Raw genomic sequence first — 15,313 nt, forward strand, 5'->3', positions numbered from 1 at the left:
GGCCGCCCCGGGGACGCACAAGGGCTATGTGTCCCGCCGAGAGAGGGGTGGCCATGATAGACGGCTCCACCTGCCCGAAGTGCAGCGGGCACGTCAGCACGGCCGACGGCACGACCTACGTCTGCGACGACTGCGGCGCCGAGTTCGACTCCGCCGACCTCTTCCTGCCCTGACCGCGTCAGCGAACCGACCGGTCGGTCCGGCTTTCGAAATCCTTTTTTCTCCCCTCCCCGCACTCCGTGATACGCCCGACGGCGCGCCGCCTTAGCTCAGACTGGGAGAGCACTCGACTGAAGATCGAGCTGTCCCCGGTTCAAATCCGGGAGGCGGCATCCTGTTGCCGCTCGATTGATGACCGACAGATGTGGCGCTATCCTGCGATTCGGATTCCCCTCATGCGAAGGCAACCGGTCACTGGATGTGTCCCGTCACGCCCGGCGTTCTGAAATTGTCGAAGAGTGTTGGGAAGTAGAAACTTTCGGCCCGATCGCGCGTATTGCTGTCAATTGGGTGTGTAGGCCTTGAATGGCACATTTTATTTTTAAGATTACATGAAAATTTATCCACGAAAACAAGTATCCCAATCGTAGAAATCGGTCCAGATACAACTCACTTTACCAGTATTTAATGATTCCAACAAATCGTGCCATTTCGACCGCCCGATCGTCATAGTATTAGATAGTGGTTGATACTGATACAATCCGAAATCTAGAGTACTACATATGAGGTGATAAACAGACGAGATATCATAGGTGGGTGGAGATGATCACCCAGCAATTATCTACCTCGACAGAAGCACTCGCCCTCCCGATAACGGTCCTGCAGCGATCGGCTACACTGTCAGGATAGGTGGCTCAACAGAGGAGAAAGAACACGACTGTATCGGAGAGACCCTGCAACGAGACAGAGTACCACGCGCTTATCCGAGGTCTGGAAGCCGCCTTAGAGAAGATGTGCAACTGTCGAAGCAAGGGCTGATCCACAGTTAATCATCAATCAGGTCATGGGTGACTGAGATACGAACGAGCAAAACTTCCGTGAACTTCGTGACCGTGCTCAAGAGTTGGCTGATGAGTTCAAGCGATTCAAGATACAGCACATTCGACAGGAGGAAAACTGGGAAGTTGATGCGCTGGTAGACCGAGCCTTCGACAGCCAAATATATGAGTTCTATTTCTGGAAAGCAAACCGACTAGGGTCGACAAATTCACTCATATGCTCTTGGATCTTAGTTATCTCATCATAATCAATCTCTATTGTTTCGGCATCTAGTGGTTTCATGCCAATGAATAATTTTCCTACCGTGTCTATTTTTTCGACGTATCCCTGTTGAATGAAATGAGATATATATCCATATGACTCATAGTTCTTCCCATTGTTATTCCTTTCCATACTTGAATAATCATCCACAATAATTATTGAGCCAGGAAGCAATAAGTCATAAAAATGTTCAAAATCTCTATATATTCGGGCGTCAGCGTCATGAAGTAACATAGCGTAGGGAGCATTATTTTCTATTACATCTGGGGTATCTTCTTCAACCGTTAAACCTCTTGGGATGAGGTTTACATAATCCTCAACTCCATATTCTTTAATATTATTAGTAAAAATACGTAAATTCTCATCTTTCCCACCATATTCTGCTCTCGAACCCCCCTCCATGCGTTCAAAGGTGAATACCTCCCCGTCAGAGCCTGAATTTTTAATTCCACTCGCCATTGCTATTGTCCCTGACCCATGTGCTCCACCAACTTCCAACATGTTATGACTCTTATAATCGGATAGCCCACTAGCATAATTATATATTAATTTATATTGTTTAGGTAGTAACATTCCGTTTGTACTCTTTTTAAGTTTTATAAACCAGAGTAGCTGAGCCCAGTTATACACCAACCTAGCAGGTGGACGGATTAAATGAGGAAGACGGCCTTCTAAAGCATCAGCGAAATTATCAGTCCAAGTAGGTAAATCCCTCATATAGGTTGTCCTTTCTATAATTTTATTAAATTTTTGGTTCAGTCTCTTCATCGTGTTTAGTTAAGCGTGAAAAGTGTGGCAGCGAATTTCTTGCTGGTTCATGACAGAAATCACCCGATTCAGCGGTCATAGAGACTGGATAGATCTGGATTGAGCCATCGTCGGCGGCCGCTGGGTCGACGTGGCCGAAACAGTTTGAGAATGGATTAGTTCGTCGTTTCACCACGCGAAAGATACGTTCAACATTGCTGCGATCTCCGTGGCGTTCGTATCTGAAATCGAGGTCGTGTCGATGATATGCTTCTTTCAGCCGTGGCGTCATAAACGAGAAACACGGCGTCGTCTGTGTCGTGTTTCTAGCGGATTTCACCAAATACAGCCATTATGGCGTGCGATTCGGGCATGATTCTCTCAGAAAACGCTACGCCTCACCGTTCGATCCTTATCTGAACGCCCTCGTCTGGGCGGAGGCCGTCCGGCGCTTGAGGTCAGCCTGCTGGTGTCTGAGACGCAATGACCAAATACGGGAGACGGCACTTCTCCGAACCCGACCGCCGAGCACGGCGACTGTTGGTTCGAATGGTCTCGGACCGATCGGAAGAGCCGAAGCTCTCGACGACTTCGAGAAAGCCCGAGAACTGCGTCCCCGACTCAGGCGGTCGCTTCGAGGCAGGTCTCGTGGACGGTCTCGTCGTCCTCGTTGGGGACGCGGATCTGGCCGGCGACGATGGGCTCGCCGCAGGCCGCACAGCGGAGGGGGCCGTCGTCGGCGTCGCCGCCGGCGCTCGCCGCGTCGCCGCTCTCGCCGCCCTCGCCGATCTCGAACTCCTCGGCGAGGGGGTCGGTCACGCCGTCGGCGTCGCTCGTCGCGCTGTAGCCGACCGCGGCGGCGCCGAGGCCGGCGAGGGCGCCGCGGAGTCGCTTCCCCTTCCGGAGCGACCAGAGCGCGGCCACACCCAGGCCGGCGGCGAGGAGTACGCGGGCGATACGGCCGTTGTCGTCGGGCAGCTGCTCCGAGTCCATACGCGACACAACGCGCTCCGTCCCCTTGTACCCGTCTGTCCGGGACCGCGGTACGGGGTGGGCGCCGCTCGGATATCCGGTCGAGGAGCGACTCCGGGACCCGGCGTACGACGTGATGCTTGACGGCGAGTTCGACCGCGATCAGGGTCGGCTCCTCGCGGCGCTGGCGGATCTCCGTCAGCGGGCCGGCTGCGGGCACCCCGCATCGACGAAGATGTGGGCGCTCCGCCGCCGTACCCGTGCGTCCGTGGATACGCGTGGCGTCCGCGCTGGAGGGGGATGTCGCGGACTGATCAGGAGTCGATCCGCACCGGCTCGCCCCGCTCGGCCGAGTCGTAGACGGCCTCGATGATCTCGACGGCCTTGCGCGCCTCGCTCGCGTCGAGCATGTACGGGTCGCCCGTCCGGCGGGCGTCGAGGAAGTCTTCGATGTTGCGCCGGTGGTTGGCGTAGTCGATGCTCATCGGGTCGGCCGCGCCGCCGCCCGACTCCGTCTCGCCGAACCGCTCGCGAACCTCGGGATCGTCGTCGCGCTCCTCGCGGAACTGCCAGGTCACGAGCTCGTCCTCCACGACCTCGGCGGTGCCGTCCCGGCCGGCGACCTGGATCCGCTTCAGCGACCCCGGATACATCGAGGTCGCACCGAGGATCTGTCCGAGTGTGCCGTCGCGGTAGCGGAGGACCGCCACGGCGGAGTCCTCGACCTCCACGATGTCGTCGCCGTGGGCGCGCCGGTCGGTGTAGGCGAACACCTCCTCGACCGGATTGCCGTCGGCGTCCCCGCCGGCCCCGGCCGCGCTCGCGATCCACTGGACGGCGTCGACCCCGTGGATCGACTGGTTCATCAGCGCGCCGCCGCCGTCCAGGTCCCGCGTGCCCTGCCAGGCGCCGTCGTAGTAGTCGTCGTCGCGCCACCACGGGACGTAGGCGTTGGCGACCGAGAGGCCGCCGAACCGGCCCTCCGCGGCGGCCGTCCGCAACTGGCGGACGACGGGGTTGTACCGCTGGTTGAAGATCCCGCCCAGCCGGATCTCCGCCGCGTCGGCGGCGGCGACCATCTCGTCGATGCGGTCGGTCGTGATCTCCAGGGGCTTCTCGCAGAGCACGTCGACCCCCCGGTCGGCCGCGGCGAGCGCGGGTTCGAGGTGGGCGCCGCTGGGCGTGCAGACCGAGAGCACGTCCACGCGTTCGGCGTCGAGCATCGCCTCGGTGTCGGCGTACCAGGTGCAGTCGTACTCGGCGGCGAACTCGCGGCCCCGCTCCTCCGTCCGGCAGGAGCCGGCGACGAGTTCGGCCCCGTCGATGTCGGCGACCGATTCGGCGTGCATCGACGCGACGGCGCCGATCCCGGCGATCGCGATGCGGGCTGTCATACGGCGGGGTTCTCGACGCCCCGGCAAAAAACCATCCGAGCGGGCGAACCGTTCCTCGAACCGCCGGGGCGGGCGGGGAACGGGTCGCCCACACGTCCCGCGACCCGACAGTAGCTGTCGCCTACCGGAGCGAAGGCGGGCCGTTTTTACCCTTCGGCCCGGTCGAATCGGGACGAACGAATGGTCCTCGAACCGCTCCGCCGGGCGAAACGGCAGGTCGTCGACGACCTGCGCGCCGACCCGTACCTCCCCTACATCCTGCTGGCGGCCCTCCTGCTGTCGTCGTTCTGGATCTGGCACCGGCTGCCGAACTTCGCGACGCGGGACGAGCGCTGGCGCGTGGTCGACCCCGTCGAGGTGCTGGCGGCCGTCCTCGACGACCCGCGGCTGGCGTCGGTCTCCGAGGGCGTCGGCTACTGGCGGACCTACGGCTCGGCGATGTACCTCTCGGCGCTCGCGCTGATCCCCGTGCTGGTCGTCGCTCTCGCGACGGACGCGCTGCCGGCGTTCGCCGACATGGGCCGCCACCTCGACGTGGGCTACTGGACCCACTGGCTGCGGACGCCCGCGTGGATCTGGACCTGGAGCGTCCTGCTCGCCCGGCTGGCCAACGTCGCGATGGCCGTCGGCTGCGTCTACGTCGTCTACCGCATCGGGACGACGCTCCGGGACCGCGCGACCGGCCGGCTGGCCGCCGCCCTGCTGACGGTCACCTGGGCCGTCCTCATCCTCGCCCACGAGGCCGGCGAGGACGTCCCCTCCCTCTTCTTCCTGCTGCTGTCGCTGTACTACGCGGTCCGCTACGTCGAGACGGGCGTCGACCGGGTGTTCTACTGGGGGGCGCTGGCCGGCGGCGTCTCCATCGCGTTCAAGCTCTCGGGCGGCGTGAGCGCGATCCTGCTCGGCGTCGCGCACCTCCAGCGGGCCCGCCGCTCCGAGGACGGGTTCGTGGGCGGCGCCCTCCGGCCGAAGTTCCTCGCGACGGGGATCCTGATCGGGCTCGGGACCATCGCCGCGGGCTACCCGAGCGTCGTCTTCGGCGCGCCCGCGGAGTTCGGCGCCCGGCTCGCCCGCTCGTTCGGCGCGAAGTCCGAGCCCCACGGCTGGCTCGTCCAGCCGAGCTGGTGGTGGATCCTCCGGAGCTACCTCCACGCCGTCGGCCTCCCGCTGGCCGTGGGCCTCGCCGGCGGCGCGCTCGCGGCCCTGGCCCGGGTCCGGGAGGACTCGCTGCCCGCCGACGGGCTGCGGCTGGCGCTGGTCGGAGCCGGCGTCTACCTCGCGGTGTACTCCTCGTGGCGCTACGTCCGCACGCACCACCTCCTGCCGGTGGTCGCGCTGCTGGTCGTCGTCCTCGCGGTCGGGCTCGGTCGCCTGCGCGACCGCCGCCCCACGGTCGGCCGGGCGGTCGTCGCCCTCCTGCTCGTCACCAGCGCGGTCTACGCCGGCGCGGGGACGCTCGCCTACGCCTCACAGCCCCGCGACCAGGCCGTCGACTACCTGCGGAGCGAGGCCGGCCCCGACGACACCGTCGAGACCTACACCTACGACCCGCAGGACGCCGCCGTCCCCCACAGCGGCCGCGTCGACGCCCGCTTCGGCGTCAGCCCCGAGACCTTCGCGGACCGCTGCCCCGCCTTCGTCGTCCTCAACTACCACAAGTCGATCCTCTATCTCGCGCCCGACAGCTGGGGCAAGCGCGCGGAGACCCTCTCGAACGACGCGGTCGAGGACCACGTCCGGACCCTCCTCGCGGAGGACACCTACCCCTACGAGATCGCCGGCGAGTACGGCCGGGAGCCCCGGTTCCTCGACGGGAAGGGTCGCGCGCCGATGTCCCAGCGGCTCCTCCGGGTCGGCCTCCGCCCGCGGACGATGCAGTACGGCGACCCCCAGGACATGGGCGTCGACCAGTACACCGTCGTCCTCCGGCGGACCGGTCCCTGCGAGGGGTGACGGCGTCCGATGGGGTCGCCGCCGCTCGCCGTCGCGGCTTCAACCCGCCGCCCCCGCGAGTGTGCGCGATCGCCGGGATAGCGGGGTTTAAACGGGCTCGTTCGCTAGCGGCGGGTACATGAGCGACAGCGAGTACGACGTGGTCGTGGTCGGCGGCGGCCCCGCGGGGCTGACGGCCGCGCTCTACACGACGCGGCTGGGGCTGGACACCGCCCTGGTCGACCGCGGCGGCGGCCGCGCCGCGATGATGCAGGACACCCACAACGTCATCGGCGTCACCGAGGAGACCAGCGGCGTCGAGTTCCTCGAAACGGCGAAAGAGCAGGTCGCCTCCTACGGCGCCGACGTCCATCGGGACTTCGTCGAGGCCGCCGAGCGGGGTGACGACGGGTCGTTCGCCCTCGAGGGCGAGGACGGCGAGTACGCCGCGGACAGCGTGGTGCTGGCGACGGGCTTCTCGGACGTGCGGCCGGACCCGCCCCTGCCGCCGACGGGTCGCGGGCTCCACTACTGCCTGCACTGCGACGCCTACATGTTCGTCGACGAACCCGTCTACGTGATGGGGACCGGCGACTCGGCGGCCTACGTCGCGATGATCATGCTGAACTTCACCGACGACGTGGACGTGCTGCTGCGGGGCGACGACCCCGAGTGGAGTTCGGACACCCAGGAGATGCTGGACAACCACCCCGTCGAGGTGGTCGAGGCGGAGATCGCCGCTTCCAACCGCGACGACGACGGCTGGCTCGAATCCTTCGAGTTCGAGGACGGCCGCGTCCGGGAGTACCGCGGCGGCTTCCCGATGCTCGGCTCGGAGTACAACACCGACCTCCACGAGTCGCTGGGCTGTGAGATCAACGACGACGGCACCGTCGAGGTCGACGACCACGGCCGCACGAGCGTCGACGGCGTCTACGCTGTCGGCGACGTGACCCCCGGCCACAACCAGATCCCCGTCGCGATGGGCCAGGGCGCGAAAGCCGGCATCGCCATCCACATGGACACCCGCGAGTTCCCCCGGTCGACGGAGGCCATCGACGACCTCGGACCGGTTTCCTCGGGCGACGTGCCGGCGCTCTCCGAGGAGCTGCTCGCGACGGCGGTCGCCCACGAGGGCCACGCCGGCGGACCGCGGGTCGAAGCGGACGACGCGGCCGGGGGCGGCGAGCAGTCCGCGGACGACGAACAGCCCGCGGACGACGACTGATCGGACGGTGGCCGCCGACCGCCCGGCGGCACCCGCCGACCATCCGGCGGCGCCCGGTTCGGCCGTTGGCCGCCGGCAGCCGCGCCCTCGACCCAAAGTTTGAATTGTGTCGTCGAGAGTGACATCCGTATCATGGGACAGACCGCGTCGGCCCTCGGAACCGCGACCGGAACCGCTCCGCCCGACCCGACGACGGCCGGGTCCGCCCGGGGTGAGTAGCGTATGCCGGCGAAGACGGGGGCGTCACACGCGCTCGCCGCCCTCGTGAGCATGCTGGCCGGGACCGTCCTCTCGAAGTACGTCTGGGAGCTGCTCCCGCCGCTGGCGTCCGTCGGCGAGTCGGTCTCGGCGGGCCTCGTCGCCGCCACCGGCGTCGCGCTCCCGCGGCCGCTGTCGGGGTCGCTCGTCGTCATACTCGGACTCTCGTTCGTCTGGGGCACGATCTACCACTACGCTCGCCACTGACGCCCCGGTCGGCCGGGTCGGTGCCGACCCGGCGTCAGGACTCGCCGATCCCGTAGACGTGGTCGACGCCGAGGTAGACGAACCAGACCATCCAGACGGTGAAGATGACCAGCCACGCGCCGTACTGGACGTAGGGGTGGGGGACGAGGACGTAGGCGACGACGAGCAGGGCCGCGGCGCTGACGGCCGCGGCCACGTTGTACCGCGTCGGCGCGAACACGTCCGCGACCAGGTCGCGCATCGAGCGTAGCGTTCGGCCCCGGGCCACATTACTGTTGGCGGCCGTCCGCCGGGCGCCCGCTCACCCGCCGCGCTCACCCCCGCTGGGCGTCGGCGACCAGGTCGAGCAACTCCCGCACGTCGCGCTGGCTCTCCAGTCGGTAGCCGGCGGCCGTCTCGCGCTCGCCGACGAGGATCCCGACTCCGTCGGGCGACCCGCTCCCCTCGTCCAGCGCGCGGAACGCGTCCTCGTCGGTCATGTCGTCGCCGACGTAGAGGGGGAGCCAGCCGTCGGGCGCCGCCTCGGCCAGTCGCCGGACTGCGCGGCCCTTGTCCCAGTCGACGGCGGGCCGGATCTCGCGGATGGCCTTGCCGTCGCGGATCTCCATGGCGGGGCCGCCGGCGCTCATCGCTTCCTCGACCGTTTCCCTGACGACGCGCTCCACCTCGGGGACCCGGTCGTCGGGCACGTCGCGGACGTGGACTGTCGCGGTGAGGTCCTTGTCCTCGATCCCGACGCCGGGGACGTGCGCGAGGCGGTCGCCGAGGCGGTCACAGACCCGCGCGACGGCGTCGGCGCTCCGGCGGGCGTCGGGCGCGACCGACCGCTCGCCGTCGACCCGGCGTTCGAGGCCGTGGTTGCCGGCGTAGGCGATTCCCTCGATCCCGACGCGCTCGCGCAGGTCGGCGAGTTCGCGGCCGCTGACGACCGCGACGCGGACGGACTCGCACTCGCGGAGGCGGGTGACGCGCTCGCGTAGCGGCGGGGGCATCGCGGCGGCGTCGGGGTCGTCGACGATGGGGGCGAGTACCCCGTCGAAATCCAGGCAGCAGACGACGCCGGGGGCGGCGGCGAGCCGGTCGGCGACGGCCTCGCGGGCGAGCCCCAGTGGCGTCGCGTCAGTGGTCTGCACGGGTGGGGACACCCCCGTCGGGTCGCGCGACGCGGGCGACCGCCCCGAGCACGTCGCGGAGCCACGCGTCGAGGTCGCCGTCCTCGACGCCGTCGGCCAGCGCGTTCGCGCGGCGGCGCCGCTGGCGGTCGGGCATCGAGAGGGCGTCGTCGAGCGCGGCGGCGAACCCCTCGGTGTCGTGCGGGCGCACGGAGACCGCCCACTCGCCGAGTTCGTCGTGGACGCCGGCCTGGTCGCTGAGGACGAGCACCCCCGGGTCGTCGGCCTGGGCGGCGACGAACTCCTGGGCGACGAGGTTCATCCCGTCGCGGACGGGGCTGACGACCGCGAGGTCCGCCTCGCGGTAGAGTCCGGCGAGCCCCTCGTTCGAGATCATGTCCGTCGTGTAGACGACCGGCCGCCAGCCGTCGGTCGCGAAGCGGTCGTTGACCCGCTCGACGGCCGCCTCGACGCGGTCCTGGTAGTCGGCGTAGGCGGGGATGGCCGAGCGGCTCTCGGTGCCGACCTGGACGAACGTGAACTCGCCGCGGTAGTCGGGCTGTTCCGCGAAGAGCCGCTCGATGGCGTCGAGGCGCTGGACGATCCCCTTGGTGTAGTCGAGGCGGTCGACGCCGACGCCCAGCCGGGTGTCGCGGTCGATATCCCTGTTCTTCCGGAAGGCGGCGCGGAAGCCCGTGGCTTCCATGCTGTCGGCCTGCTCGCGGATGCGGTCGACCGGGACGCCCATCGGCGCGGCCCGGACCGCCGTCGTCCGGCCGCGGTAGTCGACGGTCCCGGCGTCGAAGTCGACGGTCGTCCCGTCGAGTCCCCGGTCGGCGCTCCGCAGGAAGTTCGCGCAGTACCGGGGGACGTGGAAGACGAGCAGGTCGTTGCCGAGCAGGCCGTCGAGGACGGCCTCGCGGTTCGGGCAGGCCCGGAACGTGTCCCAGCTGGGCCACGGGATGTGCCAGGTGTGGGCGAGCGTCGGGTCGCGGGTTCCGGTCCCGGGACCGTCGGTCGCGGTCCGCTCGCGGACCTGCCGGGGCGCGAGCGCGAGGTGGTAGTCGTGGAGCCAGACGAGCGGGTCGCCGTCGGCGGCGGCGTCGGCCATCGCGTCGGCGAACTGGTCGTTGACCCGGCGGTAGTCCCCCCAGGCGTCGCCGCAGCTCTCCACGGTGCCCAGCGCGGCGTGACACAGCGGCCACAGCACCCGGTTGGCCATCCCGTAGTAGTAGCCCTCGACCTCGTCGTCGTCGAGCCACAGCCGGCGGAGGGTGTAGGTCTCGTCGTCACCGTCGGGCGGTACGGTCACCGTGTCGTCGCCGTCGACGACGGCCGCGTCGGCCTCGCCGTCCCCCCAGGCGATCCAGGTGCCGTCGACGCGCCGCATGACCTCGTCGAGGCCGGCGGTCAGCCCCCCGGCCGGGCGGTCGACGGTCACCGCGCCGTCGTCGCCGTAGTCGTGTCTGTACGGCTGTCGGTTCGAGGCGACGACGAGGTCGTCGCCGGTCGCCGCCAGGAGTCGGTCGAGGTCGGCCTCGACGCGGTCCGCACGCAGGTGTGTCCTCGCCATGTCAGCTACCCGCTCTTGCCCCGCCAGGGGGGTATGGCCGCGGCTTGCACCTGCGGGCGTCACCCGGATCGTCACGCGTCCGGAAACCGAGGGTTTGAGGAGGTCTATCCCGCCGACGCGTCGGTCGCGTCGCCGTCGCTCGCGGCCGACCCGCCGGCCCGCCGACGGATCTCGCGCACCCGCTCGGGGATCGGCGGGTGGGTGTAGTGGAACGTCTCGTAGAGGGGGTGTGGGAACGGGTTCGAGAGGTTCTCGCTGGCGAGCCGGGTGAGCGCGTCGACCATCGGCTCGCCGTCGCCCATCACCTCGACGGCGAAGGCGTCGGCCTCCCGCTCGTGGGCCAGCGAGAGCCTGTTCTCGATCGGGCTGGTGAGCCGCGTGAGCGGCTGGAGCACGAGCCCGGCCAGCAGCAGGCCGGCGTAGAGCGGCTTGCCGGCGCCCGTCGCGAGCCCGAACATCTCGTAGAGCCACGGGCCGGTCACGAGCTGGTAGGCGACGAACAGGACGATCCCCATCTGCACCGCCGAGGCGCCGACGCGTTTCCAGATGTGGGCTTTCTTCCAGTGGGCCAGTTCGTGGGCGAGCACGCCCTGGAGCTCCTCGGTCTCCATCTGCTCGACCAGCGTGTCGAAGAGGACGACGCGCTTGGTCGCGCCGAAGCCGACGAAGTAGGCGTTGGAGTGGCCGCTGCGCCGGCTGGCGTCCATCACGTAGATCTGCGAACACTCGAAGCCCGCGCGGTCGAACACGTCCGCGACGGCGTCGCGGAGTTCGCCCTCCTCGACGGGCTCGAAGTCGTTGAACAGCGGGGCGATCACCCGGGGGTAGATCACCATCATCGAAAGCGAGAAGGCGACGAACAGCGCCCAGGCGCCGACCCACCACAGCCCCGGGAACGCCTCGACGACCCACATGACCGCCGCCCCGATGACGGCGGTGAACGCCAGCGCGACGGCGAGGCCGACGAGCTTGTCGCGGACCCAGAGTTTCGGCGACGCCTCGTTGAACCCGAAGATCTCCTCGACGACGAAGGTGTCGAAGAAATCGAAGGGCAGCGAGGAGAGCTGGAGGACGGCCACGGCGCCGAGGAAGAAGACGACGCCGGAGGGCACGGTACCGAAGCCGAGCGACTCGACGGCGGCGACGGCGTCGGCCAGCAGACCCGAGTACAGCACCAGCAGGACCAGCCCGAGCCCGACCCACGACTCCAGCTGGGAGGCCCCGGTCGTCGCGCGCTGGTAGCCGAGCAGTTCGTCGGTGTCCTCGACGTCGAGGCGGTCGTCGAACCACTCGGACTCCCGGGTGACCGCCGCGGCGCCGTGGCGGACGTTCAGCGCCGCGAGCCAGGTGAAAAACGCCTCCGTCCCGACCAGCAGGGCGAGGAAGGCGACGTGGAGTTCTATCATGGCCCGTGCTACGGAACCGGCCCATTAAACCCCCTCGCTGGCGGGCCCGACCGGGCTCCGGCGCGGCCGGCCGTCGCCGCGGCCGTGTCCGGACGTTCGACCGTTCGGTAGGCCGAGCGTGTCGTTCGCGACGCGGCGGAACCGAGCGGCTACCGCGGGTTGTTCCTATCCAAAGGAAGGCTTATGGAGCAATATGCCCGGGTTACGAACGACTGATGAGCAACAACGAGCCGAATCCCCAGACACGGAAGAGCAACCGTGACTGGTGGCCGAACTCGCTGGACCTGAGTGCCCTCGACCAGAACGCGCGCGACCCCGGACCCTACGACGAGGACTTCGACTACGCGGAGGCGTTCCAGGAGCTCGACCTGGAGGAGGTGAAGGCGGACATCGAGGAGGCGATCACGACGCCCAAGGAGTGGTGGCCGGCCGACTACGACCACTACGGCCCCCTCATGATCCGCATGGCGTGGCACAGCGCCGGGACCTACCGCGCCTACGACGGCCGCGGCGGCGCGGCCGGCGGGCGACAGCGCTTCGCGCCCATCAACAGCTGGCCCGACAACGCCAACCTCGACAAGGCGCGGCGCCTGCTCCAACCGGTCAAGCAGAAGTACGGCCGCAACCTCTCGTGGGCGGACCTGATCATTCTGGCGGGCAACGTCGCCATCGAGTCGATGGGCTTCAAGACGTTCGGCTTCGGCGGCGGCCGCGAGGACGCCTTCGAGCCCGACGAGGCCGTCGACTGGGGGCCCGAACAGGAGTGGGAGGCCGACGACCGCTTCGAGGAGCCCGGCGGGATCCAGGAGGGGCTCGGCGCCTCCGTCATGGGCCTCATCTACGTGAACCCCGAGGGCCCGAAGGGCGAGCCCGACCCGGAGGCCTCCGCGAAGAACATCCGCCAGACGTTCTCGCGGATGGCGATGGACGACAGGCAGACGGCGGCGCTGATCGCCGGCGGCCACACCTTCGGGAAGGTCCACGGCGCGGACAACCCCGAGGAGGCCCACGACCCCGAGCCCGAGGCCGCCCCCATCGAGAACATGGGCCTCGGCTGGCAGGACGGCGAGACCGCCAAGGAAGAGGGCGTCACCACCAGCGGCATCGAGGGACCGTGGACGCAGAACCCGACCTGGTGGGACATGGGCTACGTCAACAACCTGCTCGACTACGAGTGGGAGCCCGAGAAGGGCCCCGGCGGCGCCTGGCAGTGGACGCCCAAGGACGGCGAACTGGAGGGCTCGGCCCCCGACGCGCTGGACGACGACGAGCGGGCCACCCCCATGATGCTCACGACGGACATCGCGCTGAAGCGCGACCCCGACTACCGCGAGATCATGGAGGACTTCCAGGAGAGCCCGATGGAGTTCGGGATGGCCTTCGCCGAGGCCTGGTACAAGCTGACCCACCGCGACATGGGTCCGCCCGAGCGCCTGCTCGGCCCCGAGGTGCCCGACGAGACGAAGATCTGGCAGGACCCGCTGCCCGACCGGGACTTCGACCTGGTCGACGACGAGCAGGTCGAGGAGCTCAAGGCGGAGATCCTCGACAGCGACCTCTCGCGGTCGCAGCTGGTCAAGACCGCGTGGGCCTCGGCGTCGACCTACCGCGACAGCGACAAGCGCGGCGGCGCCAACGGCGCCCGGATCCGCCTCGAACCCCAGCGTAGCTGGGAGGTCAACGAGCCGGCCCAGCTGGAGGCGGCCCTGGAGACCTACGAGTCGATCCAGGCCGAGTTCAACGACGCCCAGGCCGACGACACGCGCGTCTCGCTGGCGGACCTCATCGTGCTGGGCGGCAACGCGGCCGTCGAGCAGGCCGCCGCCGACGCCGGCTACGACGTGACCGTGCCGTTCGAGCCCGGGCGCGTCGACGCGACGGCCGAGCAGACCGACGAGGACTCCTTCGAGGCGCTCAAGCCGAAGACCGACGGGTTCCGTAACTACGTCGCCGACGACGTCGACCGCCCGGTCGAGCAGCTGCTGGTCGACAGGGCGGACCTGCTGGACCTGAGCCCCGAGGAGATGACGGCGCTGGTCGGCGGCATGCGCGCGCTGGGCGCGACTTACCAGGACTCCGACCTCGGCGTGTTCACCGACCGGCCGGGCGCGCTGACCAACGACTTCTTCGTCAACCTGCTCGACATGGGCTACGAGTGGGAGCCCGCCGACGGCCGCGACCAGGTCTACGAGGGCTACGACCGCGACACCGGCGAACTCGAGTGGAAGGGGACCCGCTTCGACCTCATCTTCGGGTCGAACTCCCGCCTGCGCGCCATCGCGGAGGTCTACGGCTCCGAGGACGGCGAGGAAGAACTCGTCGAAGACTTCGTCGACGCCTGGAGCACGGTCATGCGGGCCGACCGCTTCGACCTGGAGTGACCGCGCCCCGGGCGCTTCGACCCGGAGTAGCCCCGCCACGACGCGGCTGACCCCGGCCGGGACTCTCCCTCCGTTTTCCGGCGCGGTCGCGCGATCCGATGTGATTTAGCACTCACCGACCGTAGCCGCGCGTATGAGCGACGACGACCTCCACTGCGAGACCTGCGAGCGGTCGGTCCCCCGCGAGGCGGCCACCCGGAGCGAGACCATCGCCGACCTCGACCCGACGAAGTGGCAGGCGCTGTGCTGTCCGGACTGCGGGCGGAAGCTGAAGACCGTCTTCGTCGCGCGCGAGCGGCTGGAGTGACTGCGGCCGCGCTACAGCGACTTCCGCATGACCGTCGCGCTCGCCGGACACAGCTCCGCGAACTGCTCGGTGGCCCGGATCGCCGCCGGTACGTCCTCGCGTTCGACCGATTCGTAGCCCAGTCCGGCGAAAAAGTCGCTCGCGGTCGTGGTGAGCAGGAAGAGCCGGTCGACGCCGGCGTCGCTGGCCTCCCGTTCGAGGCCGTCGACGATGGCGGCGCCGTAGCCCGCTCCCCTGTGTTCGGGCTCGACCGCGACCGACCGGAGCAGGCCGTCGCGCCCGTGGCGTTCGAGCCCGCCGACGCCGACCCGCTCGCCCGACGCACGCGCGACGTAGCAGTCGACGGCGTCGCGCCCGAGGTCCTCGGTCGGCAGGCCGGCCTCGGCCAGGACCGATTCGAGGTACTCGGCAGACGGGTCCGCCGGGTCGAGCGCGACGACGGGTCCGGCCATGCGGGGACGTTCCGCCGCCGACGCAAAGACGTTTTTCGCAGTCGGGGGGCTGCCCCCGCCGAACCCCACCCGGCCTTCCGGCTT

Annotated in this window: 13 protein-coding genes, 1 tRNA gene and 1 pseudogene; 6 read left to right on the forward strand and 9 right to left on the reverse strand. The window is 68.0% G+C overall.

What is annotated here, in order from left to right:
• Positions 1-258 precede the first annotated feature (258 nt).
• Positions 259-332, forward strand: a tRNA-Phe gene (locus E3328_RS15240).
• 838 nt (positions 333-1,170) lie between these two features.
• On the opposite strand, the gene E3328_RS15245 is transcribed toward E3328_RS15240, so the two are convergent.
• The 4 genes and pseudogenes from E3328_RS15245 to E3328_RS15260 all read right to left on the reverse strand — a co-directional run bounded on the left by E3328_RS15245 (position 1,171) and on the right by E3328_RS15260 (position 4,373).
• Positions 1,171-2,028, reverse strand: coding sequence for an O-methyltransferase (locus tag E3328_RS15245; RefSeq protein ID WP_135365474.1), 858 nt, complete (start codon positions 2,026-2,028; stop codon positions 1,171-1,173).
• A 106-nt stretch (positions 2,029-2,134) separates the two neighbouring features.
• A pseudogene (locus E3328_RS22595) lies at positions 2,135-2,333 on the reverse strand (IS6 family transposase); the annotation flags it as partial.
• A gap of 295 nt (positions 2,334-2,628) precedes the next feature.
• Entirely contained in the window at positions 2,629-3,000 is a 372-nt protein-coding gene (locus tag E3328_RS15255; RefSeq protein WP_135365475.1) for a DUF2892 domain-containing protein, read from the reverse strand.
• 293 nt (positions 3,001-3,293) lie between these two features.
• Positions 3,294-4,373 carry a Gfo/Idh/MocA family protein gene (locus E3328_RS15260; protein ID WP_135365476.1) on the reverse strand — a complete coding sequence of 360 codons (1,080 nt, stop codon included), beginning with the start codon at positions 4,371-4,373 and terminating at the stop codon, positions 3,294-3,296.
• Between the two features lie 180 nt (positions 4,374-4,553).
• Here E3328_RS15260 and E3328_RS22085 point away from each other — a divergent pair, with 180 nt between their 5' ends.
• The 3 genes from E3328_RS22085 to E3328_RS15275 all read left to right on the forward strand — a co-directional run bounded on the left by E3328_RS22085 (position 4,554) and on the right by E3328_RS15275 (position 7,998).
• Positions 4,554-6,326, forward strand: coding sequence for a glycosyltransferase family 39 protein (locus tag E3328_RS22085; protein ID WP_167837417.1), 1,773 nt, complete (start codon positions 4,554-4,556; stop codon positions 6,324-6,326).
• Between the two features lie 118 nt (positions 6,327-6,444).
• Entirely contained in the window at positions 6,445-7,533 is a 1,089-nt protein-coding gene (locus E3328_RS15270) for an NAD(P)/FAD-dependent oxidoreductase (RefSeq protein WP_135365477.1), read from the forward strand.
• A 222-nt stretch (positions 7,534-7,755) separates the two neighbouring features.
• Positions 7,756-7,998, forward strand: a complete 243-nt coding sequence (locus E3328_RS15275; protein ID WP_135365478.1) for a hypothetical protein — start codon at positions 7,756-7,758, stop codon at positions 7,996-7,998.
• A gap of 34 nt (positions 7,999-8,032) precedes the next feature.
• On the opposite strand, the gene E3328_RS15280 is transcribed toward E3328_RS15275, so the two are convergent.
• The 4 genes from E3328_RS15280 to E3328_RS15295 form a co-directional block, all read right to left on the reverse strand.
• Positions 8,033-8,239: a hypothetical protein gene (locus E3328_RS15280; protein ID WP_135365479.1), complete on the reverse strand. Its 207-nt coding sequence runs from the start codon at positions 8,237-8,239 to the stop codon at positions 8,033-8,035.
• Positions 8,240-8,312: 73 nt separating this feature from the next.
• Positions 8,313-9,131 (reverse strand): trehalose-phosphatase, encoded by an 819-nt coding sequence (otsB, locus tag E3328_RS15285; protein ID WP_167837418.1) that lies wholly within the window; start codon positions 9,129-9,131, stop codon positions 8,313-8,315.
• On the reverse strand, positions 9,118-10,683 hold the full coding sequence (locus E3328_RS15290) for an alpha,alpha-trehalose-phosphate synthase (UDP-forming) (RefSeq protein WP_135365481.1): 1,566 nt from the start codon (positions 10,681-10,683) through the stop codon (positions 9,118-9,120). Before E3328_RS15290 ends, otsB begins: the two co-directional genes overlap by 14 nt.
• Before the next feature lie 104 nt (positions 10,684-10,787).
• Positions 10,788-12,089 carry a M48 family metallopeptidase gene (locus tag E3328_RS15295; protein ID WP_135365482.1) on the reverse strand — a complete coding sequence of 434 codons (1,302 nt, stop codon included), beginning with the start codon at positions 12,087-12,089 and terminating at the stop codon, positions 10,788-10,790.
• A gap of 215 nt (positions 12,090-12,304) precedes the next feature.
• Here E3328_RS15295 and katG point away from each other — a divergent pair, with 215 nt between their 5' ends.
• Complete coding sequence (katG, locus tag E3328_RS15300; RefSeq protein ID WP_135365483.1) at positions 12,305-14,470, forward strand: catalase/peroxidase HPI; 2,166 nt, start codon at positions 12,305-12,307, stop codon at positions 14,468-14,470.
• A gap of 133 nt (positions 14,471-14,603) precedes the next feature.
• Positions 14,604-14,777, forward strand: a complete 174-nt coding sequence (locus E3328_RS22090; RefSeq protein ID WP_167837419.1) for a hypothetical protein — start codon at positions 14,604-14,606, stop codon at positions 14,775-14,777.
• 11 nt (positions 14,778-14,788) lie between these two features.
• On the opposite strand, the gene arsN2 is transcribed toward E3328_RS22090, so the two are convergent.
• Positions 14,789-15,229: an arsenic resistance N-acetyltransferase ArsN2 gene (gene arsN2 / locus E3328_RS15305; RefSeq protein ID WP_135365484.1), complete on the reverse strand. Its 441-nt coding sequence runs from the start codon at positions 15,227-15,229 to the stop codon at positions 14,789-14,791.
• Positions 15,230-15,313: the final 84 nt, after the last annotated feature.

This window comes from Halosimplex halophilum (assembly GCF_004698125.1).
GTDB lineage: Archaea > Halobacteriota > Halobacteria > Halobacteriales > Haloarculaceae > Halosimplex > Halosimplex halophilum.

Bases quoted from the DNA above. Each gene is read 5' to 3' on its own strand.
- E3328_RS15260 (WP_135365476.1), bottom strand. From the start codon at position 4,373: ATGACAGCCCGCATCGCGATCGCCGGGATCGGCGCCGTCGCGTCGATG.
- E3328_RS22090 (WP_167837419.1), top strand. From the start codon at position 14,604: ATGAGCGACGACGACCTCCACTGCGAGACCTGCGAGCGGTCGGTCCCC.
- katG (WP_135365483.1), top strand. From the start codon at position 12,305: ATGAGCAACAACGAGCCGAATCCCCAGACACGGAAGAGCAACCGTGAC.
- E3328_RS15280 (WP_135365479.1), bottom strand. From the start codon at position 8,239: ATGCGCGACCTGGTCGCGGACGTGTTCGCGCCGACGCGGTACAACGTG.
- E3328_RS22085 (WP_167837417.1), top strand. From the start codon at position 4,554: ATGGTCCTCGAACCGCTCCGCCGGGCGAAACGGCAGGTCGTCGACGAC.
- E3328_RS15275 (WP_135365478.1), top strand. From the start codon at position 7,756: ATGCCGGCGAAGACGGGGGCGTCACACGCGCTCGCCGCCCTCGTGAGC.
- E3328_RS15255 (WP_135365475.1), bottom strand. From the start codon at position 3,000: ATGGACTCGGAGCAGCTGCCCGACGACAACGGCCGTATCGCCCGCGTA.
- E3328_RS15290 (WP_135365481.1), bottom strand. From the start codon at position 10,683: ATGGCGAGGACACACCTGCGTGCGGACCGCGTCGAGGCCGACCTCGAC.
- E3328_RS15295 (WP_135365482.1), bottom strand. From the start codon at position 12,089: ATGATAGAACTCCACGTCGCCTTCCTCGCCCTGCTGGTCGGGACGGAG.
- E3328_RS15270 (WP_135365477.1), top strand. From the start codon at position 6,445: ATGAGCGACAGCGAGTACGACGTGGTCGTGGTCGGCGGCGGCCCCGCG.
- E3328_RS15245 (WP_135365474.1), bottom strand. From the start codon at position 2,028: ATGAAGAGACTGAACCAAAAATTTAATAAAATTATAGAAAGGACAACC.
- arsN2 (WP_135365484.1), bottom strand. From the start codon at position 15,229: ATGGCCGGACCCGTCGTCGCGCTCGACCCGGCGGACCCGTCTGCCGAG.